The organism is Streptomyces sp. NPDC002209 (assembly GCF_042890265.1).
Lineage (GTDB): Bacteria > Actinomycetota > Actinomycetes > Streptomycetales > Streptomycetaceae > Streptomyces.
In genome coordinates this window covers 419,534-441,902 of record NZ_JBIARX010000006.1, presented here as the reverse complement: position 1 = coordinate 441,902, position 22,369 = coordinate 419,534, and the positions used below count along the sequence as shown (strand labels likewise).

Here is a 22,369-nt window from a genome sequence, read left to right as displayed (position 1 = left end):
ACCAGCCCAGGCCCTTCGTCTGGACGAAGACCGCCGACGAGATCCTCGACAAAGTCGCCGCCTACTGCCACCGAATCTCTGACTCAGGTCACTAGATGCGGGCGAACTCCTCGGTCTGGTGGGCGAACTCCTGGGCCATGGCCGCGCTGACCGTGGGCCTGGTGTCGCCGATGGTGCCCAGGTAGTCCTCGGTGGTGGGGCGGGCCCGGGTTCCGGTGTCGAAGGTGCGCTCGAACTGGGCCTGGGAGACGGTATGCGCCACATGGGCGATGTCGGCAGGGGTGAACCCCTCGCTGGCGGTCGCCAGCACCGCGCTGTCGGCCTGCGCACCCGATCGGGCCAGGTAGCTCTCCCACAGCGCGGTCCTCGCCCGGTCATCGGGCGGGCCGATCGGCAGCACGTAGTCGAAACGGCCGTGCCGCAGGAACGCGGAGTCGAGCGTGGTCACGTCGTTCGTGGCGCAGACGAGCAGCCGCCCGTCCTGGCCCCGGAACCGGACGATCGCCTTGAGCAGTTCGTTGACGACGCCGACCGCGGTCGCGTCCGCGCCGCTCCGGGTCCCCGCTATCTCCTCGACCTCGTCGATGAAGACCAGGACGTGGTCGAGCAGGGCGATCTCGTCGAAGCGCCGGTTCAGCCCGCTCGCCAGCCCGTGCTCGGCGGCCAGCCGGGCGGGGAACAGTTCGAGGAAGGGCCAGCCCAGACGGCTGGCTATGGCGTGCGCGAACGTGCTCTTGCCGGTTCCGGGCGGACCGAACAGCATCACCGCCCGCGGCAGCTCCACCCCGTGCTGGGCGGCCAGTCCGGGGTGGGCCAGTGGCAGGACCAGGCGTCGTTCGATGAGCTGCTTCTCCCGCTGCATGCCCGCGACCTTCTGCCACAGTCCCCCGGGCGGCAGCTCCGCTCCGAGCGACGAGAGCATGCTCACCGCCTGAGGGGTCACCCGCCCCCGCTTCTCGAAGAAGACCAGGCCCGGACGGGCGCCGAAGCCGCAGTCGTGCAGGGCGGCGGCACCGGTCTCGCCGTCGGGCAGGACGGCGTGCACGGTTCGGACGCCGGCGGCGAACAGCCGGTGCTCCAGGGCCGTGATCAGGTCGCTGCCCAGCCCCTGTTGCCGCCAGGCAGGCGCCACGCCGATGCGCAGGATCCACGCCCGGTCACCCTCCACCCTGCTCACCGCGGCGCCGACCACCACCTCGTCCGCCGTGGCCACCACCGCCGGGTGGAGGGCCTGGAGGGCCGCCACGGCGTCCGAGAGCGGGAAGAGGGGCGGCTCTTCGGCCCGGCTGCTCTCCGCATCGACCCGGATCACCGCTTCGAGATCGTCCTGGGTGTACTCCCTGACACGCCAACCCGTCATGATCAGCTCCGCGCGTTCGGCCGTACTCCCATCATCAGCCGATGTGCGCGGGACGCGCGCGACAGGGGTGCGGTTCCCGTCGCCCCACCCGCTGCTCGCCGGGGAGCGCCGTCCCTCCTGCCGCTCGGCCCCGGCGGCGCCTAGGATCCCGGGCATGGCCCTGATCATGAGTGACGTGGACCGGTTCGAGACCGCCAGGCCCCGGCTGGAGGCCATCGCCTACCGGCTGCTCGGCTCGGCGAGCGAGGCGGAGGACGCCGTGCAGGAGACGTTCCTGCGCTGGCAGGCGGCCGACGTCGAGCGGATCGAGGTGCCTGAGGCCTGGCTGACGAAGGCCCTCACCAACTGGTGCCTCAACATGCTCACTTCGGCACGCGCCCGGCGCGAGACGTACGTGGGGAGGTGGCTGCCCGAGCCGCTGCTCGCCGGGGACCCGATGCTCGGCCCGGCCGACACCGCCGAGCAGCGCGACTCGGTGTCGTACGCCGTCCTCGTCCTGCTGGAGCGCCTGTCGCCGGGCGAGCGGGCGGTGTACGTGCTGCGCGAGGCCTTCGACTACCCGCACCGGGAGATCGCCGAGATCCTGGAGATCACCGAGGCCGCCAGCCAGCAGACCTACCACCGGGCCAGGAAGCACGTCGCGGACGGCAAGGCGCGCACCGAGATCGACGAGGCCGCCGCCCGGAGGATCGTCGAGGAGTTCCTGGCCGCGGCGACCACCGGTCGTACCGAACCCCTCGTACGCCTGCTCACCCAGGACGCCTTCGCGGTCGGCGACGGCGGCGGGAAGGTGCCGGCCCGCGCGAAGGCGTTCGAGGGCGCGCTCGCGGTCGCGACGTTCATGCGCGGCCTGTTCAAGCCCAGCGCGGCCAAGCGGGCCCATGTCGGCGGCACGCCCGAGATCTACGCCACGACCGCCAACGGCGGGCCCGCCATCGTGGCGGTCGTGGACGGCCGGGTCGTCGGGATCATCTGCCTGGAGGCCACCACGGAGGGCATCGTCGCGATCCGCAGCCAGGTCAACCCCGACAAGCTCGTCCGCGCGACCGAGCAGTGGGCCGCAGCCGACCACGGGGAGGGCCCGCTCCACACCCTCTGAGGTGGTGTGGCGCAGGTCACACTTCGATCCTGTCAGGAATCGCGGGGCTGCCCGGTTCAAGGTGCGAAACCACGCCGGACAACGGCGGCCCCGCCCAGACAGGAGCACGGACATGCAGCACCGCATCGTCGTCCTCGGAGCCGGCTACACCGGCGCCGTCGCCGCTGGCCGCCTCGCCAAGCGGCTGCACCGCGAGGACGTCACCATCACCCTCGTCAACCCCGAGCCCGACTTCGTCGAGCGGGTCCGGCTGCACCAGCTCGCGGCCGGCCAGGACCTCGGGCCCCGGCCGTTCGGCGAGATGTTCGCGGGCACGGGCGTGGAACTGAAGCTCGCGAAGGTCGGCGCCGTGGACGTGGACCGCAAGACGGTGACGGTCACCGCCGCGAACGGCCTCGAGCGGGAGGAACTGGGGTACGACACCCTGGTCTACGCCCTCGGCAGCAGCTGGAACGACGGAGGCGTCCCCGGCACCGCCGAACACGCCCACGAGATCTCCAGCCGCCCCGGCGCGCTCCGGCTGCGCGATCGCCTGGCCGCCCTGGACGCCGGCCGGCCCGTGATCGTGGTGGGCGGCGGCTTGACCGGCCTGGAGGCCGCGACCGAGATCGCCGAGGCCCGCCCGGACCTCGACGTCGCCCTGGCCGCCCGCGGCGCCCTCGGTGACTGGCTCTCGCAGAAGGGCCGCACCCACCTGTGGAAGGTGGTGGACGAGCTCGGCATCACGGTCCACCAGCACACCGCGGTCACCGCCGTGGAGGCGGACGGCGTGACGACCGCCGACGGCCGGACCATCCCCGCCGAGGCCACGGTCTGGACCACCGGCTTCGCCGTCCACCCGATCGCCCGGGCCACCGCCCTGGAGGTCACCGACGGCGGCCGGATCGCGGTCGACGGCACGATGCGCTCGCTCTCCCACCCGGACGTGTACGCCGTGGGCGACGCGGCGATGGCGCTCGGCCCGGGCGGCAAGCCCCTGCGCATGTCCTGCGCCTCGGGCGTCCCCATGGCCTGGCAGGCCGCCGACGCCATCGCCGCCCGTCTCACCGGTACCAAGGTCCCCCGCGTCTCCATCCGCTACTTCCAGCAGTGCATCTCCCTCGGCCGCAGGGAGGGCCTGATCCAGTTCGTCACCGCCGACGACCGGGCGCTCGAGCGGGCCCTGACGGGCCGTCTGGCCGCCCGCTACAAGGAACTGATCTGCAAGGGCGCGGCCTGGGGCGTCGCCAACCCGACGGCGGGCATGCCGTCCCGGCGCCGGCGGGTCGTACGGCAGGAGACCCGCAGCCGCGCACGGGCGCAGGCAGCGGCCTGACCCCGCCCGGCACCGGGAGGTCGGCGGCGGGCTCGGAGCCGCGTGCCGCGCGTGCCATGCGTGCGGCATCGGCGCGCCGGCCGGGGTCCTACCCGGTCGCCGGCGTCCCGGTGGTCGCGAAGATCCGGTCCAGGTGGTGCCGGAGTACGGCGACGGCCGACTCCGGACTCCGCTGGCCCACGAGGATGCTGGTGCCCATGGTCGCCGCCATGGCGAGCAGGCTGATCGCCTCCGTGCGCGCGTCGATGCCGGGGTCGGCCACGGCCGACGCCTTGGCCTGTTCGAGCAGGCCGGCCACGGCGTTCTCCGCGGCGTCGGGGTTGTCGATGAAGGGCTGGGCCGCCAGCGCCTCGTCCGTCACGGACAGGATCGAGTAGGAGCTGTAGAGGAGGTGGAAGGTGCGGCCCTCCTCGTCGGTCGGCAGGGAGGCCAGGAGCAGTGCCTCGATGGTTGCGCGCGGGCCCGGGTTCGGCCCGGCGGCGGCGAGGCGGGCGCCGACCCGCGCCGTGAAGCGGTCGGTCAGGTGCTGGAGACCGTAGAAGAGCAGCTTCTCCTTGGTCTCGAAGTAGTACTGCACGAGCCGTAGGGACACGCCGGCCTCCGCGGCCACGTCGCGCATGCCGACCGCGTGCAGTCCTCGCCGCCCCGCGACCCGGATGAGCGCATCGGCGATCTGGGCGCGCCGCTCCTCGTGGTCCACACGCTTCGGCATGTGCTGGTGTCTCCGCCCGTCGGTGGTGGGTCCCCTTTATGGTACCGCCGTACCACCAATATGGTACGGTCGTATCACGAAAACGGATCTCCCAGGAGGTGCCCCGTGCCCGAGAACACGACCCGTGTGCGCCGCGACGTCGGCCGCTACGTCAACGACACCCTGCGCGACCGCTACTTCGCCGCCGCCGACGTCCTCTTCGCGATGGGGGCGCCCATCCGCTCCGAGGCGGACGTCGAGACGAGCTTCGGCACCACGCACGTCTACCGGTACGGCCCCACGGACCCCGCCGCCGAGTCCCGTACGCCGATCGTCCTGATCCACGGCGCGGCCTACTCCTCCGCCATGTGGTTCCCCAACACCCCCGGACTCAGCCTCGACCGCCCGGTCTACGCCCTCGACACCCCCGGCGACGCGGGCCGCAGCATCCACCGCGAGCCCATGTGGCAGCCCGAGCGTGCCGCCCAGTGGATGGACGAGGCCCTCGACGCGCTCGGCCTCGACCGGGTCCACCTCGTCGGCTCCTCCTACGGCGGCTGGCTCGTGCTCAACCAGGCCCACCGGCGCCCGGAGCGGCTCGCCTCGGTCACCGCGCTCGACCCCGGCGGCCTGGAGAAGGTGGGTCTGCGCTTCTTCGTCTGGATCTTCATCAGCCTGTTCGCCACCTTCGCCCCCAAGGCGCTGCGCCCCCGGCTCGCCAGGTGGCTGGACCAGCCGGTCCTCGCCATCCCCGAGATGCGCGAGTGGATCCAGCTCGGCGCCCGCGCGTACCGGATCCGCCGCCCCGCACCGCTGCCGCTGGCCGAGGACGCCCTGCGATCCATCCGGACCCCGCTGTACCTCATCATGGGCAAGCACAGCCTGCTCGTGCACCCCAAGCGGCAGCTGGAACGCGTACCGCGCCTCGTCCCCGGAGCCCGCGCCGAGATCGTCGCCGCGACGGGGCACGGGCCCCAGATCGACCACCCCGACGTGGTCAACGCCCGGATGCTGAGCTTCATGGAGGACGTCGACTCCCTCGACCCGGCCACGATCGGCGCGTAGCCCGGCAGGAGCCGAGGGCGGGGCGAAGGCGGGGGCGGGGCGAGGGCCGCGCCCCCGAGAGGGCCCTGGCCACGGCCGCCCGGAGGCCCGGGGGGACACGTGAGTCCGGGCGCGAGACGATGGACGCAGGAGCATGCGGCGCGGACGACGCCGTTCAGCGAAGGCCCGGCGCAGCTGCTGGAGGTGCTGGATGCTGACCACCCCTGTGTGCCGACTTCTCGGTATCGACGCCCCGGTCGTCTGCGCGGCCTTCGGCCCCTGGGAGGAGGTCGATCTCGCCGCGGCGGTGTGCCGGGCGGGCGGCCTGGGCAGTCTGGGCACCGCCGTCCGGCCCCTTGCGGACCTGAAGGAGCAGTGGGCCCGGATGCGGCAGCTGACGGACCGGCCGTTCGCGATCAACCACACGACCCGGCCCCTCAACGAGGAGGCTTTCCAGGCCACCATCGAGGAGCGGCCGACAGCGATCTCCTTCCATCTGGCGGTACCGCCCGACCTGATCACCCGGGCCCACGATGCCGGCATCCTCTGGATCCAGCTGGTCACCGACCTCCGTCAGGCCGACGAGGCGCTGCGGGCCGGAGCGGACGTGCTGGTCGCGCAGGGCGGCGAGGCCGGCGGGCACGGCGGGGACGTCGGCACGATGGTGATGGTCCCGGACGTCGTGGACCTGGCGGACGACGTACCCGTACTCGCGGCCGGCGGGATCGCCGACGGGCGCGGCCTGGCCGCGGCCCTGGCGCTCGGAGCGCAGGGGGTGCTGATGGGGACGCGCTTCCTCGCCTCGGCGGAGATGAACGTGTCGCAGGCGTGGAAGAACCGGATCGTCGAGTCCGCTGCCGGGGACGCGGTGAAGGTCGTCAACGGCGAGCGGATCCTGCCGCCGTTCAACCGCCCCGGCAGTGTCGGGGTACCGCGCTGCCTGCGCACTCCGCTGCTGGACGCCCTGCGCGAGCACCCCGACCAGGTCGACCCCGAGGAGATCGTGCCCCGCGTGATGGCCGCGATCCGCGCCGGGGGCGGCGAGGAGTACCTCCCCTTCACCGGCCAGTCGGCCGCCCTCGTGCACGAGGTCCTGCCCGCCGGCGAGATCGTCCGCCGGACGGTGCGGGAAGCCGAGGCGGCACTGGCGGCAGCGGCGCACGCCATCGGCCGGTGACCGTACCCGGCGATCGGCCGCCCCAGGGGCCCGACCCCCTGGCCCGACAGGTCAGGAATCGAGAAGCCCGCCCGGTGGGGCGCGGCTAGCGTGATGGTCATGGACCTCACCATTCACACCACCGCCCTCCCGCACGACGACCCGGACGCCGCCGTCGCCTTCTACCGCGACGTCCTCGGCTTCGAGGTCCGCAGCGACGTCGGCCAGGGCAAGATGCGCTGGATCACGGTCGGCCCCGTCGGCCAGCCCGGTACGTCCATCCTGCTGGCGCCGCCGGCCGCCGACCCCGGGATCACCGAGGACGAGCGCCGCACCGTCGTCGAGATGATGGCCAAGGGCACCTACGGCTGGATCCTGCTGGCCACCCGGGACCTCGACGGCACCTTCGAGAAGGTGCAGGCCACCGACGCCGAGGTCGTCCAGGAGCCGACCGAGCAGCCGTACGGCGTACGCGACTGCGCCTTCCGCGACCCCGCGGGCAACCTGGTCCGCATCCAGGAACTGCGCTGACCCCGTCGGCAGCCGGACCGCCCCCCGGCCTCGGCGGCCCGCGTCACCCAGGACGCAGGCCGCCCCGCCCCCGCTCCCCCTCACCGGCGAACACCCCGACCCCGTCTGCCAGTTGGAGGCCGACCGGTGATCGCGAACATCGATGAACGGAGTTCCCTCATGTGCCATCCTGCGTGGATGAGCGCACTCACCGCCGCGCAGCGCCTGAGCGACCTCGCCCGGCTGCGCCGCGTTCGCGACCGTATCGACCGGGAGTACGAGCAGCCCCTGGACGTCGAGGCGCTCGCCCGCGGCGTGAACATGTCGGCCGGGCACCTCAGCCGCCAGTTCCGGCTGGCCTACGGCGAGTCGCCGTACTCGTACCTGATGACGCGGCGCATCGAGCGCGCGATGGCGCTGCTGCGCCGCGGCGACCTCAGCGTCACCGAGGTCTGTTTCGCGGTCGGCTGCTCGTCCCTGGGCACCTTCAGCACCCGCTTCGCCGAGCTGGTCGGCATGCCGCCCAGCGTCTACCGGCGCCGCGCGGCGGACGGGGCGGCGGGCATACCGTCGTGCGTGGCGAAGCAGGTCACCAGACCCGTCAGGAATCGAGAAGCACCGGTGACCGCGCCGGAACTAGCGTGATCTGCATGAACTCCATCGCATCCGTCACCCTCGAGGTGGCCGACCACACCGCCGCCGACCGCTTCTACACCGCCTTCGGCCTGGGCTCCCGGCTGCGCCTGCAGGCCTCGGAGGCGCCGACGTCCGGCTTCCGCGGGTTCGCCCTGGCGCTCACCGTGTCCCGGCCCGCCACCGTCGACGGATTCATCGGCGCCGCCCTCGACGCAGGCGCCACGACCGTGAAGCCCGCCTCGAAGTCCTTCTGGGGCTACGGCGGCGTCGTACGGGCCCCCGACGGGACGATCTGGAAGGTCGCCACGTCGGCGAAGAAGGACACCGGCCCGGACACCCGGCAGATCGACGAGATCGTGCTCCTGCTGGGCACGGCGGACGTGTCCGCGAGCAAGCGGTTCTACGTCGGCCAGGGCCTCGCCGTCGAGAAGAGCTTCGGCAGCAAGTACGTCCAGTTCGGGGCCCCTTCGGACCGCATCAAGCTGGCGCTGTACGGACGCCGCGCCCTCGCCAAGGACCTCGGCGTGCCCGCCGACGGCGCCGGATCCCACCGGCTCGTACTGGGCAGCGATGCCGGCTCCTTCACCGACCCGGACGGGTTCGCGTGGCAGGCCGCATCGATGGCGCCCAGGACCTGAAGACGACCGCGCGCCGCGGTTCGCGCGCGGCCAAGGCGGACGCCGAGGGCGACGTCCTCGCGAAGATCGCCGAGATGCCGGAAGCGGACCGCGTCCTCGCCGAACGGCTCCACGCCATCGTCGAGGCCAGCGCGCCGGGCCTCTCGCCGAAGCTCTGGTACGGGATGACGGCGTACGCCGGGGACGGCAAGGCGGGAGCCTGCCGCGCGGGCAGCTGCGACGATGCCCGCCCGGCGCCGGCACGCTCCCAGTACTGTCGGGCGCGTCATGCCGTGAGACGCGAGAGCGCCGCGCCCGAAGGAGCCGATGTGGCCGAGGAAGCATTCAGCATCGACAAGCGACCGCTGCGCGACCTGTTGCAGCAGGTCGCGGACGGCCGGGCACAGCTGCCCGAGTTCCAGCGCGGCTGGGTCTGGCCGTACCCGAACATCGCGAGTCTGCTGGCTTCGATTTCCCTCGGCTACCCCCTCGGCACCCTGATGACGCTCCGCGCCGGAGGCGACGTCCGCTTCAAGTACCGCCCGATCGAGGGCGCCACGCTGCCGGGGCCCCGGGAGCCGGAGTCCTTGGTCCTGGACGGGCAGCAGCGGCTGACGTCCCTGTTCCAGTCGCTCAAGCTCGACCGGCCCGTCGCCACCCAGGACGTCCGCAAGCAGGCCGTGTCCGGCTGGTTCTACGTCGACATGCGCAAGGTCCTCGACGGTTTCACCGACCGCGAGGACACCATCCGCTTCCTGCCCGCGTCCCGCAAGGTGGTCAACTTCCGCGGCGAGGTGCAGATCGACCTCTCCACCCGGGAGAAGGAGTACGAGGCCCTCTTCTTCCCGCTCAACTCCGTGCTGGACTCCGACGACTGGGAGGAGGGCTTCGAGGAGTACTGGGACGACGACAGGGCCATGCGCCGGATCTGGAAGGACTTCGACAAGGCCTTCGTCAAGCCGTTCATCCTCTACCACGTCCCCGTCATCGAACTCGGCAAGGCGACCGAGCGCCAGGCCGTCTGCCAGGTCTTCGAGAAGGTCAACACCGGCGGTGTCACGCTGACCGTCTTCGAGCTGCTGACCGCCACCTACGCGGCGGACGAGTTCGATCTCCGCGACCACTGGGAGCGCGTGTGCCGCGCCGCATGGCAGGCACCGGAGTACCGCATCCTGCGCGAGGTCTCCAACACCGACTTCCTCCAGGCAGTCACCCTGCTGGCCACCTACCGCCGGCGCGTGGCGGAAGCCGCGCACGTCACCGAGGAGGACCGCCTCCCCCGGGTCGGCTGCAAGCGCAAGGACATGCTCGCGCTCTCCCTCAAGGACTACGAGGAGCATGCGCCGGCCGTCGTCGAGGGCTTCAAGAAGGCCGCGAAGTTCCTGCACCAGCAGCACTTCTTCGACACGAAGTTCCTGCCGTACGGCACCCAGCTCATCCCCCTCGCCGCCGTCCTGGCCGCCGCCGGGAACGCGGCCGAGCCGGCCGGCGCCCAGCGCAAGCTCGCCCGCTGGTACTGGTGCGGAGTGTTCGGGGAGCTGTACGGAGGCTCGACCGAGACCCGGTTCAGCCAGGACCTGCCGGACGTCGTGGAATGGATCCGCGGCAGCGACCAGGAGCCGCGCACGGTCACGGCCGCGCAGTTCGCGCCGGGCCGGCTGCTGACCCTGCGCACCCGCCAGAGCGCCGCGTACAAGGGCATCTACGCGCTGCTGCTCAAAGCCGGGGCGGCCGACTGGCGGACGGGCGAACCCGTGAAGGTGACCGACTACTTCGACGAGGCCGTCGACATCCACCACGTCTTCCCGAAGGCGTGGTGCGAGCAGAACGGGTTCAAGCCGGAGATCTACAACTCCATCGTCAACAAGACCCCCCTGACGGCCCGCACGAACCGGATCATCGGCAGCCAGGCCCCCTCCGCCTACCTGGCCCAGCTGGCCAGGACCGCCGAGATCGGCCCGGAGGAGCTCGACGCGCACGTCCGCACCCACGTCGCCGGCCCCGCCCTCATGCGGTCCGACGACTTCGACGGCTTCTTCGCCGCCCGCAAGGCGGCCCTGCTCGCCGCGATCTCGGGCGAGATGGGCAAGGCGATCCTGACGGACGCCGAGTCCGACGGCGCCTCCGACTCCGGCTCCGGTTCCGGTTCCGACTCCGGCTCCGGCGAGGCCGGGGCGGCCGCCGCCTGGGTGTCCTGAGTCCGCAGCCGGCTCGCCCGCCGGGGCCGAGGAGCAGCGGGGCGCCCTCCTCCCGCCGCCGCCCGGTCAGCGGGCGGCGGCGTGGGCGCGGGCTCGCCAGCGGACGTACTGCTCCTGCGGGTCGCCGGTGTAGGCCCACGGGACCCGGGTGGCCCGGCCGTCCAGGAGGTCGAAGACCGTGGCCGCGTCCGTGAGCATGTCGGCGTGGACCAGGCCGTGGGCCAGGTGGTTGAGGTCGGCCACGTCCTGGGCCTGCGGGGCCGTACGGGACCTGATCCAGCGCTCCATCGTCGTGCGCAGGTCCCAGCGGCCCGCGTCGCCGCTCCAGTGGTGCAGCAGGTCCAGGCTGTGCCTGCCCTCGCTCTGCGCCCGGTGCCGGTACTGCTCCGCCCGGGCCACCTGAGGCAGGACCGCGAGGGGCGAGCCCGGCGGGGCGGCGGCCGCGCGGTCCCGCGCGAAGTTGTACGCCTGGCCGTGCGAGCCGTGCCAGCGGGCGGACATGTAGCGCAGCCCCTGGTGGTGCGCCTCCCGGTGGTACGGGTCGCGCGCGCAGAGCTCCTGCCACCACCGCCCCATGGAGGCGTGCCCGCCCTCGTACAGCCGGGCCAGCGTCACCAGCGAGACCCACGGATGGGGGTCCTCCGGGGCCGCCTCGGAGGCGTGCAGGCAGATCCGGGCGGTCCAGTCGAGGCGGTTGACGGCAGGCATGGTCCCGCGGCGGGCGACCGCGAACATCCGCATCACCTCGATGTCGGCGCGGAGCACGAGCGCGTCGGGGCTGTCCGGCTCGGAGGCCTGCCAGGCCTCCGCGACCCGCCGGTCCGCGGCGGCGTCGGCCAGCAGCCGGATCCGGTGGCTGCGCCGGTCCCAGTCGCGGGGCGCACCGGCCGCGAGCAGGTCGCGCAGGCCCTGCCAGCGGCCGGCGGCGACGTCCTGGCAGGCCTCCGACAGGGCCTTGTCACCGAATGCGGGATCGTACTGCGGTGCCGCCGGGGAGCGGCGGCGTTTCCAGGCCATGGCCATGCGGACAGGACCCTCCTCGGATCGACGGACCAACCATCTGGGGACCTGCGGTACTGCGGAGGTACGGGCCGACGGCTCAGAAGTCGGTGAGGAGTTCGTCGGGCCGGTCCGTGTCCGCGCGGGAGGAGGGGTCGAGGTCGGTGACTCCGTACGAGGCGTCCACGGCCCGGGCGCGTTCGGGGTCCAGCGGGACCGCCTCGTAGTACGAGCGGCCGTGCTGCCGGTACCTCAGCATCGGCACGACGCCCAGCACGAGGGTGCCGAGCCCGATGCCGAGGGCGAGGGCGTTCAGCTCGGTCAGCGACCGGACGAAGATCCACACCATGAACAGTCCGCCGCCCAGCGGCCACAGGCCGATGAGGAGCAGGTTCCCCGCGGACGCGAACAGCTGCTTGCGGTGGACCACGACGGCGGAGAACGCGGCGAGGCCGTAGTAGAAGCAGATCAGCAGGCCCACGCCGCTGACCGCGTCGGCGAGCAGCCGCACTCCGGCGCCGGAGCCCGCGCCGGAGCCCAGGTTGGCCGCGACCGTGAGGGCGAGCGCGACGCCGGCGACGACCGCGGTGGCGGTCCACGGCGTCTGCCGGCGGGAGTGGATGCGGCCGAACGCCGGGGGGAGGGTGCGGTCGCGGCCCATGGCGAAGAGGGTACGGGTGGCCTGGATGAGCGAGGTCTCCAGCGTGGCGACGGTGGAGAGCAGTACCGCGAGGACGAGCAGCCGGCCGCCCCAGCCCGGCCAGACCGCGTCCCCGAGGACGGTCAGGAAGGACTCGGGGTTCTGCCGTACGACGTCGGTGCCGACGAGGATGTTGACGGAGATCGTGAAGACGACGAACAGCGCGAAGCACGTCACGACGCCGATCACCCCGCCGAACCCCGAGCTGCGGCGGCCGCCGCGAGTCTCCTCGCCGAGGTTGCTGGTCACATCCCAGCCCCAGTAGGCGAAGACGGCGATCAACGCGCCCGTCACGAAGTGGTGTTGGCCGTCGAAATGGCTGAAGCCGAACCAGGAGAGGGAGAAGTCCGCCACGTTGCCGTCCTTGGACAGGGCTGCGACGGCGAACGCCAGGAGCAGTACGAGCTGCGTCCCGGTGACGGCGGTCTGGGCGTGGGCGCTGATCCGGGCGCCGTGCATGACGACGCCGGCCATGAGCAGGAACCAGCCCGCGCCGACGACCGTGGCCAGGATGGTGTGGCCGGCCGCCGGGACCCCGAAGAGGGCCAGCGTCGCGGCGCCGGCCGGCCGTGCGGTGGAGGCCATGAACACGGTGGCGGAGACGACGAGCGCCCAGCCGCTGAGGAAGCCGAGGAAGGGATGCAGCGACCGGCCCGTCCAGGCGTACGAGGCCCCGGCGTTCGGGTCCAGGCGGCCCAGGTGGCGGAAGGCGAGGGCGACGCCGAGGACGGGGAGGGCGCAGTACAGGAGGACGGCCGGTCCGGCGACACCGACGGCGGCTATCAGTGCGGGGAAGGTGCCCGCGATGGTGTAGGCCAGGCCGCAGCCCGCCACGGCCATCACGACGGAGTCGAACGTGCCCAGCGCGTCGGCCCGCAGACTCCCTCCGGCACCAGAGTGCTTGTTCACGATCACGTCTTTCCTGGAGGCGTACCAAGGAAAAAAGGGGGAGGGAAAGAGGAAAGAAACGGGGGGAAAGGGGAGGGAGGGGAGGGAGGCGGGAAAGAGGGGAAAGGGGGCCGGGGCAATTCGCGGGGATGCCCGGCGCATCGCGAATACGGGCGGCTTCGCGGTGGCGTTCCCGGCCCTTGCAGAGCCGACCCGGTTGCGGATCGCACGACCGGGCGGCTGAACAGGAACCAGATCCTGCCCAAACCGCCCAGGAAGCGCAAGGGTTCGAGCGAAGATACCGACGATCGACCCGGTTATTGATATTCGAATCAATGCAAGCTTTCCCGGTCCACCGAGGATTCAGTGGTGATCCTCGGCAAGACCGGAACCGGGCCGGGCAGTTCGGCGCGTGCGGCTCAGCCGCCCAGGACGGCCCCCAGATCGATCTGCGCGAGGCGCTGCGGGTCCGCGAGGATGTCGAGCGCGACGATCTTTCCGTCCTTGACGGTGAACGCCATGAGCGACAGCGGCTCGCCTTCCACCATGGCGAGCACCCCGGGAATGCCGTTGACGAAGACCGGGTGGGCGGCAGAGGCGATCCGGGCGAACATGACGGCGCTCGAGGCGACGTCCGCCGCACCGCGCCGGACCGCGCTGCGGCGCAGCGTGCCGCCGTCGGAGCGGGCCACGACATCGGGGTCGAGGAGATCGAGGAGCGCGTCGAGGTCCCCGCCGCGCGAGGCGGCGAGGAAGGCCTCCACGACCTCCCGGGTGCGCACCAGGTCGGTGTCGGGGGCGGGCGCGGCGCCCTGGACCCGGCGGCGGGCGCGGCTGGCCAGCTGGCGGGTGGAGGCCGCGGTACGGCCGAGGACCGGGGCGATCTCGTCGAAGGGGACCGCGAACAGGTCGTGCAGGACGAAGGCGAGCCGCTCGGCGGGTGCCAGGGTCTCCAGGACCACCAGCAGCGCGATGCCCACCGAGTCGGCGACGAGGACCTCCTGCTCCGGATCGATGGCTGCGAGCCCCGTGACGACCGGGTCGGGCAGCCGGACGTACCCGTCCTGGTCCTCCAGCGGATCCTCGCGCCGTGTGGTGCGCGAGCGCAGCATGTCCAGGCACACCCGGCCGACCACGGTGGTCAGCCAGCCGCCCAGGTTCTCCACGGCGGTGACGTCCGAGCGGCTCAGCCTCAGCCAGGCCTCCTGCACGGCGTCCTCGGACTCGCTGATCGAACCCAGCATCCGGTAGGCCACCGCCCGCAGATGGGGGCGGTGCTCCTCGAAGCGCCGGGCCAGGGCGTCCTGCTCGCTCACCTGTCACGTCCTCGTGTCGTTGATCGTAAGTACACGCATGGACGGTAACCGGACGGTGCGTCATGTGCCCATGGAATCCGGCCGGATGCTCTCCCCCTGCCGTTTGCCCGCGACCGATGGCCGGCCGGTCCAGAGCATGAGCACCGGATTCCGCCGTACCGACCACGCGCGGCACGGCGGCCCGTACGGTGGAAGCCCCCCGCACCCTCCGGGAAAGGCGCCGGCGAGATGACCGAGCCGAGAAGCGTGATACTCACCAAGGCCGCCCCTGCGGTGTCGCTGGACAAGCACGGGGTGACCTCCGGCCTGATCCGGGTGAACCTGAACTGGACGTCGCCGCGCGCAGCCGCCCGACGGGAGGCGCAGACGGCCCGGGGCCTGTTCGGCCGGCTGCGCGGCGCCCTGCGGGCGGGCGCCGCGGCGGACGTCGACCTGGACCTCGGCTGCATGATCGTGTGCCGGGACGGCAGCAAGACCGTGGTGCAGGCCCTCGGGAACGCGTTCGGGGCGGTGGACGACTTCCCGTTCGTCGCACTGGACGCGGACGACCGGACCGGCGCGCGCGACGCCGGCGAGAACCTCGTGATCAACCTCGACCACCAGGCCGAGTTCTCCAAGCTGCTGCTCTTCGTCTACATCTACGAAGGCCTCGCGGACTTCCGCGGGCTCGACGCCGTCGTGACGCTGTCGTCCCCTCGCGGGGACCGGTTCGAGGTCCGGCTGGACGAGTGTCCGCCGCGGGCCCGTTCCTGTGCCATCGCCCTGATCAAGCGCCGGAAGGACGAGCTGATGGTCAACCGCGAGGTGCGGTGGTTCACCCCCGAGGACGGTCCGGGCGTGCAGGACGTCATCTCGCGTGCGTATCGGCTCGGGATGAAGTGGACGCCCGGCACGAAGTAGCGGACGGGGATTCCACCCTCCCCGGGGTCCGCATCGTGGACAACTACGCTCGGGACATGAACGCAGAAGCTGCCGACGCGCTCGCCGCCGTCAAAGACGCCGACCGGAAGCATGTTTTCCATTCCTGGTCGGCGCAGGAGCTCATCGACCCGCTCGCCGTGGCCGGGGCCGAGGGCGCGTACTTCTGGGACTACCAGGGCAACCGCTACCTCGACTTCTCGAGCGCCCTCGTCTACACCAACATCGGCTACCAGCACCCCAAGGTCACCGCGGCCATCCAGGAGCAGGCGGCCAGGCTCTGCACCGTCGCGCCCGGCTTCGCCGTCGACGTCCGCTCGGAGGCGGCCCGGCTGATCGCCGAGCGCACCCCGGGCGACCTCGACAAGATCTTCTTCACCAATGCGGGCGCCGAGGCGGTCGAGAACGCCGTACGGATGGCCCGGCTGCACACCGGCCGGCCCAAGGTGCTGTCCGCGTACCGCTCGTACCACGGGGCCACGTCCACCGCGATCAACCTGACCGGTGACGCCCGCCGCTTCGGCAACGACAGCGCGACCGCCGGTGTCGTGCACTTCTGGGGGCCCTTCGCCTACCGCTCGCCCTTCTACGCGGCCACCGAGGCCGAGGAGTGCGAGCGCGCCCTGCGCCACCTCGAGGACACCATCGTCTTCGAAGGCCCGCGGTCCATCGCCGCGATCATCCTGGAGACCGTCGGCGGGGCCCCGGGCGTGCTCGTGCACCCCGACGGCTACCTCGCCGGGGTCCGCGAGCTCTGCGACCGCTTCGGCATCGTCTTCGTCCTCGACGAGATCATGGTCGGCTTCGGCCGCACCGGAAAGTGGTTCGCCTCCGAGCACTGGGACGTCACCCCCGACCTGATCTGCTTCGCCAAGGGCGTGACCAGCGGATACGTCCCGCTCGGCGGGGTCGCCATCTCGGCCGCCATCGCCGAGACCTTCGCCCGCCGGCCCTACCCGGGCGGGCTGACGTACTCCGGGCACGTGCTGGCCTGCGGAGCCGCCGTGGCGACGATCAACGTCATGGAGGAGGAGGGCATCGTCGAGCAGTCCGCCCGCACCGGCACGGAGCTGCTGGGGCCGGGCCTGCGGGCCCTCGCCGAGAAGCACCCGTCGGTCGGCGAGGTACGCGGTCTGGGCACGTTCTGGGCCCTGGAGCTCGTACGGGACCGCCGCACGCGCGAGCCGCTCGTGCCGTACAACGCCTCCGGGGCGGACAACGCGCCGATGGCCGAGTTCGCCGCCGCCTGCAAGAAGGGCGGGCTGTGGCCGCTGACCGCCGGCAACCGCATCCACGTCGCCCCGCCCTGCAACATCGGCCCGCAGGACGTGGCCAAGGGCCTCGCGATCCTCGACGAGGCGCTGTCGGTCGCGGATACGCACACTGTCTGACCTGCTGCGCTGTGCGGTCGCCCAAGCCGTGGGTGCCGGTGTTCGGATGATCTGTACGGGTAACAACGCCCTGCGCACATGTTGCAATCCGAAGCAGCACCTACGGACCGGGATGCACGTCAGTCCCGGGGCGGCCCCTTCGGGGCCGAACGGCGGGGAGCGGGACGTCCTGCGGTCGGGGGCGGGCGCTGGACGCCGGGCGTACGGGATCCAGACCACCGGACTCCGTGTTCCCGAGGCACCGAAGGAAGACACCATGAGCAAGCACGTCCTGGCGCAGAACCAGTACGGCAAGGCCGAGAACCGCATCGTCAAGGTCACCCGCAAGGGCGGCGACGGTTCGTGGCACGAGATCCGCGACCTCAACGTCTCGGTCGCGCTCCGCGGCGAGTTCCGCGACGTCCACCTGACCGGCGACAACGCCAACTGCCTGCCGACGGACACCACGAAGAACACGGTGTACGCCTTCGGCAAGGAGCACGGCATCGCCTCCCCCGAGGCCTTCGGCATCCTGCTCGCGAAGCACTTCGTCTCCTCCCAGTCGCCGATCCGCGAGGCGCAGATCCGGATCGAGGAGTACGCCTGGGAGCGGATCCCGGTCCCGACGCGCAAGGAGCAGCACTCCTTCGTCCGCAAGGGCCAGGAGGTGCGCACCGCGCAGATCACGTACAGCGAGACGACCGGTCTGCAGGTCATCTCGGGTCTGAAGGACCTGACGGTGATGAACTCGACGAACTCCGAGTTCCACGGCTACATCAAGGACAAGTACACGACGCTCAAGGAGGCGTACGACCGCATCCTGGCGACCAAGGTCACCGCGCGCTGGGCGCATTCGGCGCTGGCCGCGGACGACTCCGCGTACGACTGGGACCAGTCGTACAAGAAGGTCCGCAAGAACATGCTGGAGGCGTTCGCCGAGACCTACTCGTACTCGCTGCAGCAGACCCTCAACCAGATGGCCGAGCGGGTGCTCGACCACTGCCCGCGGGTCAACGAGGTACGCCTGAACCTCCCCAACAAGCACCACTTCCTCGTCGACCTGGAGCCCTTCGGCCTCAAGAACGACAACGAGGTCTACTTCGCGGCGGACCGGATGTACGGCCTGATCGAGGGCACCGTGCACCGCGACGGCGTGCAGCCGGTGATCGCGACGAGCGACTGGATCGTCGCCTGACGCCCCTCGTCACCGCTCGGCCCGGACCGCGTCGCGGGGTCCGGGCCGTCGTGCTGCCCGCGGCACGTCGTGCTCCGGCTACGTCCCGGCCGGCTGTCCGAGCTGGAGGTTCCACCGCCCGAGCCGGCCGGTGAGGCTGGTCACCGTGTCCGGCCGTACGTCGAGGCGCCAGAACGCGGCGGCCGGCAGCTCCAGCGCGGACACGACGGCCGCCCGTACGACGGCCTGGTCGACCACGGCGCGGTGCGTGCCCGCGGGCAGAGCCGCGAGCGCGGCGCCGACGCGGGCGATCAGCGCGGTGACGGACTCGCCGCCGGGCGGTGCGTAGTCGGGGTCCGTCAGCCACCTCCGGACGGCGGCCGGATCCTCGGCGGCGACCTCGTCCAGGGTCCGCCCGGCCCACTGCCCCGTGTCGGGGCCCTGCAGGCCCGCGTACTCCGGGCAGGGGTCGCCGTGGCCGAAGCGCATCTGCCGTGCGGCGTCGTCGAATGGACGTCTCACGAACTGAACTCGTACTACGTCGCTCTTCATAAGGGGAGCGTAAACGCGGTACGGTCTCGGACGACAACCAAAAAAAGACGACGGTATGACGGAAGTACCGGTGAAAATCCGGCACGGTCGCGCCACTGTGAATCCTCCCGGAGGGGGAGGAGAAGTCAGACCCGCCATGTCGTCGCTAGCACCACTGACCGGGACGCGTGTTCCCTCTGGAGGTTCTGCCATGGCTCACTCCGCCGTGCCCACGACGGCCCCTGCCGTCACCCCGATCTCGCTCTCCGCGCTCGCCCCCTGGGCCCTGTTCGTCGGCGTCCTGATGCTCGTCCTGCTCTACCTCGTCGGTGCCGAGCAGGGCGCCACCGCGCTCTTCGAGGGCGACACCGTCCACGAGTGGATGCACGACGGTCGCCACCTCCTCGGCTTCCCCTGCCACTGATCTCCACCAGCAAGGGAAGAACCGAACCATGAACTCCATTTCCCCCCGCGTCCTGCTGGTCCGGGGCATGCTGGCGGGTCTGCTCGCCGGCGTGGCCGCGTTCCTCGTCGCGTACGTCCTCGGTGAGTCCAAGGTCGACGCGGCGATCGCCATCGAGGAGGCGGGCCACGCCGCCCACGATCACGCCGAGGAGGCGGCCCCGGTCAGCCGGGCCCTCCAGGCCACGGCAGGCCTCGGCACCGGCACGCTCCTGTACGGGATCGCGCTCGGCGGCATCGCCGCGCTCGTGTTCTGCTACGCCCTGGGCCGGATCGGCCGCTTCGGCCCGCGGGTCACGGCCCTGCTGGTCTCGGGCGGCCTGTTCGTCACCTTCAACCTGGTGCCGTTCCTCAAGTACCCCTCCAACCCGCCGGCCGTCGGGGACCCCGACACCGTCGTCCGGAGGACCACCCTCTACATCCTGATGATCGCGTTGAGCGTGCTGCTGTCGGCGGGCGCGCTCATCCTGGGCCGGCGCCTGGCGCCCAAGCTCGGGAACTGGAACGCCTCGGTCGTCGCCTCGGTCGGCTTCGTCGCGGTGGTCGCCATCGCCTACGCGGCCCTGCCCGGCATCAACGAGGTCCCGGCGGACTTCCCGGCCGCCCTGATCTGGCAGTTCCGCCTCGCGACCGTGGCCATCCAGGTCGCGATGTGGACGACTTTCGGCCTGGTCTTCGGTTTTCTTGCCGAACGGGCCCTTGTCCCGGCCGCCGCACCCCAGGAGGCTGTACAGCCCGCGAGCTGACGATGAGGGGGCCGGTGGTACATGCAGACGGCGATCTGGGAATGGCGCGGCTGGACGGGCGCCGTCCCGTTCTGGCTCAACACCGTTCTGCTGCTCCTGGCCCCTTTCACCGCCGCCACGCTCCTGGCCCAGGTCGGCATCATCACGGCCCTGGCCGCCCTCGGCGGCCTGGCCCGCCACCTCTGGTTCGGCGACTACGGCCACCCGGCCATCCACCTCGCCGCCGCCCTCATGGGGGCGGCGGCGATTGCGTTCGTCCTGATCTGACCCTCCTGGCCGCCGGGAGCCCCGCCGGCCCGTCCTGCCGGGCATCGGCCCGCCGTCCACCCGTGTGCGCTGCGTGGTGCACTCGTTCGGCCGTATCCTGCGCAATCCTCGGGTCGGGGGCGGTGCACCCGTCACCAGCTGGGAAGACGTCCGGGGCGGCCGCCGACACGCCTGTGACGCGACGTCAGTCTTCGGCGTTGTAAGCGGTACTGACGGGCAGCGAGGGGTTCCACTGCTCTCAGGAGACCCGGCCACCGGAGCCGGGAGATCGGACCAGGAGGGAATTCCATGCCCCGCGCCAAGTGGGTGGTCGGCGTGCTGACAGTGGCTCTGCTGGGCACCGGCATAGGGATGTTGCGGAGCACCGAGGGCGCACGGCCCACTGCTGCCACCGCCGCCGACGCGCTGCCCTCGCGGGCCCTGGGCCTGTCCGGTCACCGCCGGCTCGTCGAGCAGCTGGAGCACTCCGGGCAGCACGCCACCGGCAAGGGGCCGCGACCCGTGCGGGCCGCCGGCATCACACCGCTGCGGGCCGCACGGCCGCTGCGGCTGTCCATCCCGAGTCTGGGAGTCGACCTGCCGCTGGGCGGGGACGGGGACGAGGCCTTCTGGGACCCCGACACCCCGGCCCCGGGCTCGGCAGGCGCCGCCGTGGTCACGGCCGCCGACCTGCGCCTCGCCGAGTTGCGGCGCGGGCTGACCGTCGAGATCGCGCGTGCGGACGGCCGTACCGCCGTCTTCACCGTCGACCGGGTCTCGCCCGGCGGGATCAGCGGACGCGCGCAGCGGCCCGGTCGGGCCCAACTGCGGCTGGTCAGCGGTGAGACCACGGTCCTGGCACGGCTGACCGGCCGGCACCGCACCGGCTGACCCGCCGGCGTCGCGCCCGGCCGCCGGCGTCGGGGGCGGCTGCCCCCGAGCACCCCCCGACCGCCCCGGGCACCGGCAGCCGCCTCGGCTTCCGTCAGCCGAGGGGGGTGTCTTCGTCCCCCGGTCGGGGGCTTCTGCGGTCCGGTCGGGGAGTCCCCGGGCGTGTCGGGGCAGACCCCTCGCATGAGCGGGACACGGCATGCACGCACGGCGCTGGCCAGGGCCCTTTCGGCGGCCTGCGTCGTGCTGCTGTGCCTGTTCGCGTCCGGTCCCGCCGTCACGACCGCCGCAGCGGCGGCCGCCGCCGCCGAGCGCAGCGGGTCCGGCGCGCCGAGCGAGCCGGGCGCCCCCGTCGAGGGGGAGTCCGATCCGGCAGCGGATCCCGAAGTGCGGCCCGCCGTACGCCTCGTCGTGCGCGGAACGCCGGGTGTACGGCAGCTGCCGCGGCCGGTGTTCCACGTGAAACAGGCCGGCCGGGCGATGCGCGCCGGCTCGTTCGGAACGGCCGGGCCGGTGCCGTCCGCGGGAACGGTACGGAGTGTGGTCCTGCGCTGCTGAGCGGGCCGAGCAGCAGCGCGTACCCCCACACACCCCCGAACACCGTGAGGTTCCGGCATGCCCATCGACCCGTACGCCGCCCTGAACGCCATGCTCCGCGCCGAGGTCACCCGCTACGCCCCGCCGGCCCCGAAGCCGCCGAGCCGTGGGACCGATGGCGAGGACGCCCCCGCCCCCGCCGCCTCCGTGGCCGCGGGGGCCACTTCTGCCACCGGCTGCGAGTCCTCGCCCGAGGACTGAGCCCTGGGATACGGGCGGGGGGCGGGGCCCCCCCGGGGGGGGGCGGCCCCCCCCCCCCCCCGCGGGGGGGGGGGGGGGCGGGGGGCCCCGGGGGGGGGCCGCGCCCCCCGCCCCGGCCTTCCGGGTCAGTGGCCTTCCGGTCAGGGCTCGCGCGTGTAGTAGCGGTAGAACGCCGCCAGCCCGAAGCCGACGCCGGTGATGAAGCCGACCCAGCACGAGCGGAGGATCGAGTGGTCGGCCAGGCTGTACAGGTAGCCCACGGCGATACCGGCGAAGGCGCCGTACGCCGTGGCGTGCAGCTCCCGCATCAGCCGGGGGCCGACACGGGCGAGCGTGAACATGATGGCGGCGAAGACGGCGCCGCACAGGATCCCGTAGAAGACGTTGCCCGCGTCGACCCCGTCCGTGTCGCGCCTCATGAAGGCCGCCCAGACTCCGTAGACGAGTCCGAGGAGCAGGGCCCGCGTCAGCTGGCCCTTGATCGGGTCGTCCGTGCCGGTCGCCTGCCAGTGCCGCCTCATCGGGGCGGTGGGTGCCGCATGTGCCATGACAGGGCTCCTCTCTCCCATCATCCAGGGCACACCCACCGCCCCCGACCGGCAAGTGGATCAGCGGACCGCCGGATCAGGGGCTGCGTACCGCCACGGCGTCGATCTCGAAGAGCATCCCGGGCAGGGCGAGGCAGGCGAGGCCGATCCGCCGAT

Annotated in this window: 24 protein-coding genes, 1 pseudogene and 1 riboswitch; of the genes and pseudogenes, 18 read left to right on the top strand and 7 right to left on the bottom strand. The window is 72.3% G+C overall.

The window, feature by feature from the left end; translation table 11 throughout:
* Window positions 1–91 precede the first annotated feature (91 nt).
* Window positions 92–1,360 carry an ATP-binding protein gene (locus tag ACFYXK_RS15890; protein ID WP_389411647.1) on the bottom strand — a complete coding sequence of 423 codons (1,269 nt, stop codon included), beginning with the start codon at window positions 1,358–1,360 and terminating at the stop codon, window positions 92–94.
* Between the two features lie 154 nt (window positions 1,361–1,514).
* On the opposite strand from ACFYXK_RS15890, the gene sigJ reads away from it, so the two are divergent.
* The gene (gene sigJ, locus ACFYXK_RS15885) at window positions 1,515–2,459 is read left to right on the top strand and encodes an RNA polymerase sigma factor SigJ (RefSeq protein WP_389411646.1); all 945 of its coding nucleotides are present in this window, start codon (window positions 1,515–1,517) and stop codon (window positions 2,457–2,459) included.
* Window positions 2,460–2,571: 112 nt separating this feature from the next.
* Window positions 2,572–3,774 (top strand): NAD(P)/FAD-dependent oxidoreductase, encoded by a 1,203-nt coding sequence (locus tag ACFYXK_RS15880; protein WP_389411645.1) that lies wholly within the window; start codon window positions 2,572–2,574, stop codon window positions 3,772–3,774.
* An 88-nt stretch (window positions 3,775–3,862) separates the two neighbouring features.
* On the opposite strand, the gene ACFYXK_RS15875 is transcribed toward ACFYXK_RS15880, so the two are convergent.
* Window positions 3,863–4,486, bottom strand: coding sequence for a TetR/AcrR family transcriptional regulator (locus tag ACFYXK_RS15875; protein ID WP_389411644.1), 624 nt, complete (start codon window positions 4,484–4,486; stop codon window positions 3,863–3,865).
* Window positions 4,487–4,591: 105 nt separating this feature from the next.
* Here ACFYXK_RS15875 and ACFYXK_RS15870 point away from each other — a divergent pair, with 105 nt between their 5' ends.
* The 7 genes and pseudogenes from ACFYXK_RS15870 (at window position 4,592) to ACFYXK_RS15840 (ending at window position 10,626) form a co-directional block, all read left to right on the top strand.
* Entirely contained in the window at window positions 4,592–5,530 is a 939-nt protein-coding gene (locus tag ACFYXK_RS15870) for an alpha/beta fold hydrolase (RefSeq protein ID WP_389411643.1), read from the top strand.
* Between the two features lie 190 nt (window positions 5,531–5,720).
* A complete protein-coding gene (locus ACFYXK_RS15865; RefSeq protein WP_389411642.1) occupies window positions 5,721–6,686 on the top strand; it encodes an NAD(P)H-dependent flavin oxidoreductase in 966 nt (321 codons plus the stop codon).
* Between the two features lie 99 nt (window positions 6,687–6,785).
* Window positions 6,786–7,196 (top strand): VOC family protein, encoded by a 411-nt coding sequence (locus tag ACFYXK_RS15860; protein WP_383506471.1) that lies wholly within the window; start codon window positions 6,786–6,788, stop codon window positions 7,194–7,196.
* Window positions 7,197–7,373: 177 nt separating this feature from the next.
* Window positions 7,374–7,820, top strand: a complete 447-nt coding sequence (locus ACFYXK_RS15855; RefSeq protein ID WP_389411641.1) for a helix-turn-helix transcriptional regulator — start codon at window positions 7,374–7,376, stop codon at window positions 7,818–7,820.
* Between the two features lie 5 nt (window positions 7,821–7,825).
* Window positions 7,826–8,449, top strand: coding sequence for a glyoxalase (locus ACFYXK_RS15850; protein WP_389411640.1), 624 nt, complete (start codon window positions 7,826–7,828; stop codon window positions 8,447–8,449).
* Window positions 8,416–8,640 (top strand): annotated as a pseudogene (locus ACFYXK_RS15845) (hypothetical protein); the annotation flags it as partial. The gene ACFYXK_RS15850 and the pseudogene ACFYXK_RS15845, both read left to right, overlap by 34 nt.
* A 117-nt stretch (window positions 8,641–8,757) precedes the next feature.
* The gene (locus ACFYXK_RS15840) at window positions 8,758–10,626 is read left to right on the top strand and encodes a DUF262 domain-containing protein (RefSeq protein WP_389411665.1); all 1,869 of its coding nucleotides are present in this window, start codon (window positions 8,758–8,760) and stop codon (window positions 10,624–10,626) included.
* A gap of 66 nt (window positions 10,627–10,692) precedes the next feature.
* Here ACFYXK_RS15840 and ACFYXK_RS15835 read toward each other — a convergent pair whose 3' ends face one another.
* From ACFYXK_RS15835 to ACFYXK_RS15825, 3 genes are all read right to left on the bottom strand, one after another.
* Window positions 10,693–11,649, bottom strand: coding sequence for a hypothetical protein (locus ACFYXK_RS15835; RefSeq protein ID WP_389411639.1), 957 nt, complete (start codon window positions 11,647–11,649; stop codon window positions 10,693–10,695).
* 76 nt (window positions 11,650–11,725) lie between these two features.
* Window positions 11,726–13,234, bottom strand: coding sequence for an APC family permease (locus ACFYXK_RS15830; RefSeq protein WP_389411638.1), 1,509 nt, complete (start codon window positions 13,232–13,234; stop codon window positions 11,726–11,728).
* 398 nt (window positions 13,235–13,632) lie between these two features.
* Window positions 13,633–14,529: a sigma-70 family RNA polymerase sigma factor gene (locus ACFYXK_RS15825; protein WP_389411637.1), complete on the bottom strand. Its 897-nt coding sequence runs from the start codon at window positions 14,527–14,529 to the stop codon at window positions 13,633–13,635.
* A 228-nt stretch (window positions 14,530–14,757) separates the two neighbouring features.
* Between ACFYXK_RS15825 and ACFYXK_RS15820 the strand changes: the two genes are divergently transcribed.
* The 3 genes from ACFYXK_RS15820 (at window position 14,758) to pucL (ending at window position 18,012) form a co-directional block, all read left to right on the top strand.
* Window positions 14,758–15,429 carry a hypothetical protein gene (locus ACFYXK_RS15820; RefSeq protein ID WP_389411636.1) on the top strand — a complete coding sequence of 224 codons (672 nt, stop codon included), beginning with the start codon at window positions 14,758–14,760 and terminating at the stop codon, window positions 15,427–15,429.
* Between the two features lie 56 nt (window positions 15,430–15,485).
* Window positions 15,486–16,838, top strand: coding sequence for an aspartate aminotransferase family protein (locus ACFYXK_RS15815; RefSeq protein WP_389411635.1), 1,353 nt, complete (start codon window positions 15,486–15,488; stop codon window positions 16,836–16,838).
* 256 nt (window positions 16,839–17,094) lie between these two features.
* On the top strand, window positions 17,095–18,012 hold the full coding sequence (gene pucL, locus ACFYXK_RS15810) for a factor-independent urate hydroxylase (protein WP_266995965.1): 918 nt from the start codon (window positions 17,095–17,097) through the stop codon (window positions 18,010–18,012).
* 78 nt (window positions 18,013–18,090) lie between these two features.
* Here the strand turns inward: pucL and ACFYXK_RS15805 are convergent, their stop codons facing one another.
* Window positions 18,091–18,513 carry a histidine phosphatase family protein gene (locus tag ACFYXK_RS15805; protein ID WP_389411634.1) on the bottom strand — a complete coding sequence of 141 codons (423 nt, stop codon included), beginning with the start codon at window positions 18,511–18,513 and terminating at the stop codon, window positions 18,091–18,093.
* Window positions 18,514–18,547: 34 nt separating this feature from the next.
* Window positions 18,548–18,697, top strand: a riboswitch (cobalamin riboswitch).
* Window positions 18,698–18,733: 36 nt separating this feature from the next.
* Between ACFYXK_RS15805 and ACFYXK_RS15800 the strand changes: the two genes are divergently transcribed.
* The 6 genes from ACFYXK_RS15800 (at window position 18,734) to ACFYXK_RS15775 (ending at window position 21,665) form a co-directional block, all read left to right on the top strand.
* The gene (locus tag ACFYXK_RS15800; RefSeq protein ID WP_365951090.1) at window positions 18,734–18,946 is read left to right on the top strand and encodes a CbtB-domain containing protein; all 213 of its coding nucleotides are present in this window, start codon (window positions 18,734–18,736) and stop codon (window positions 18,944–18,946) included.
* A 28-nt stretch (window positions 18,947–18,974) separates the two neighbouring features.
* Window positions 18,975–19,730, top strand: a complete 756-nt coding sequence (locus ACFYXK_RS15795; RefSeq protein WP_389411633.1) for a CbtA family protein — start codon at window positions 18,975–18,977, stop codon at window positions 19,728–19,730.
* A 21-nt stretch (window positions 19,731–19,751) separates the two neighbouring features.
* A complete protein-coding gene (locus ACFYXK_RS15790; RefSeq protein ID WP_389411632.1) occupies window positions 19,752–19,997 on the top strand; it encodes a hypothetical protein in 246 nt (81 codons plus the stop codon).
* 288 nt (window positions 19,998–20,285) lie between these two features.
* Complete coding sequence (locus ACFYXK_RS15785; protein WP_389411631.1) at window positions 20,286–20,867, top strand: hypothetical protein; 582 nt, start codon at window positions 20,286–20,288, stop codon at window positions 20,865–20,867.
* 183 nt (window positions 20,868–21,050) lie between these two features.
* Window positions 21,051–21,425 (top strand): hypothetical protein, encoded by a 375-nt coding sequence (locus tag ACFYXK_RS15780; RefSeq protein WP_389411630.1) that lies wholly within the window; start codon window positions 21,051–21,053, stop codon window positions 21,423–21,425.
* Between the two features lie 57 nt (window positions 21,426–21,482).
* Window positions 21,483–21,665, top strand: coding sequence for a hypothetical protein (locus tag ACFYXK_RS15775; RefSeq protein WP_389411629.1), 183 nt, complete (start codon window positions 21,483–21,485; stop codon window positions 21,663–21,665).
* A gap of 140 nt (window positions 21,666–21,805) precedes the next feature.
* Here ACFYXK_RS15775 and ACFYXK_RS15770 read toward each other — a convergent pair whose 3' ends face one another.
* A complete protein-coding gene (locus ACFYXK_RS15770; RefSeq protein WP_389411628.1) occupies window positions 21,806–22,213 on the bottom strand; it encodes a hypothetical protein in 408 nt (135 codons plus the stop codon).
* Window positions 22,214–22,369 lie beyond the last annotated feature (156 nt).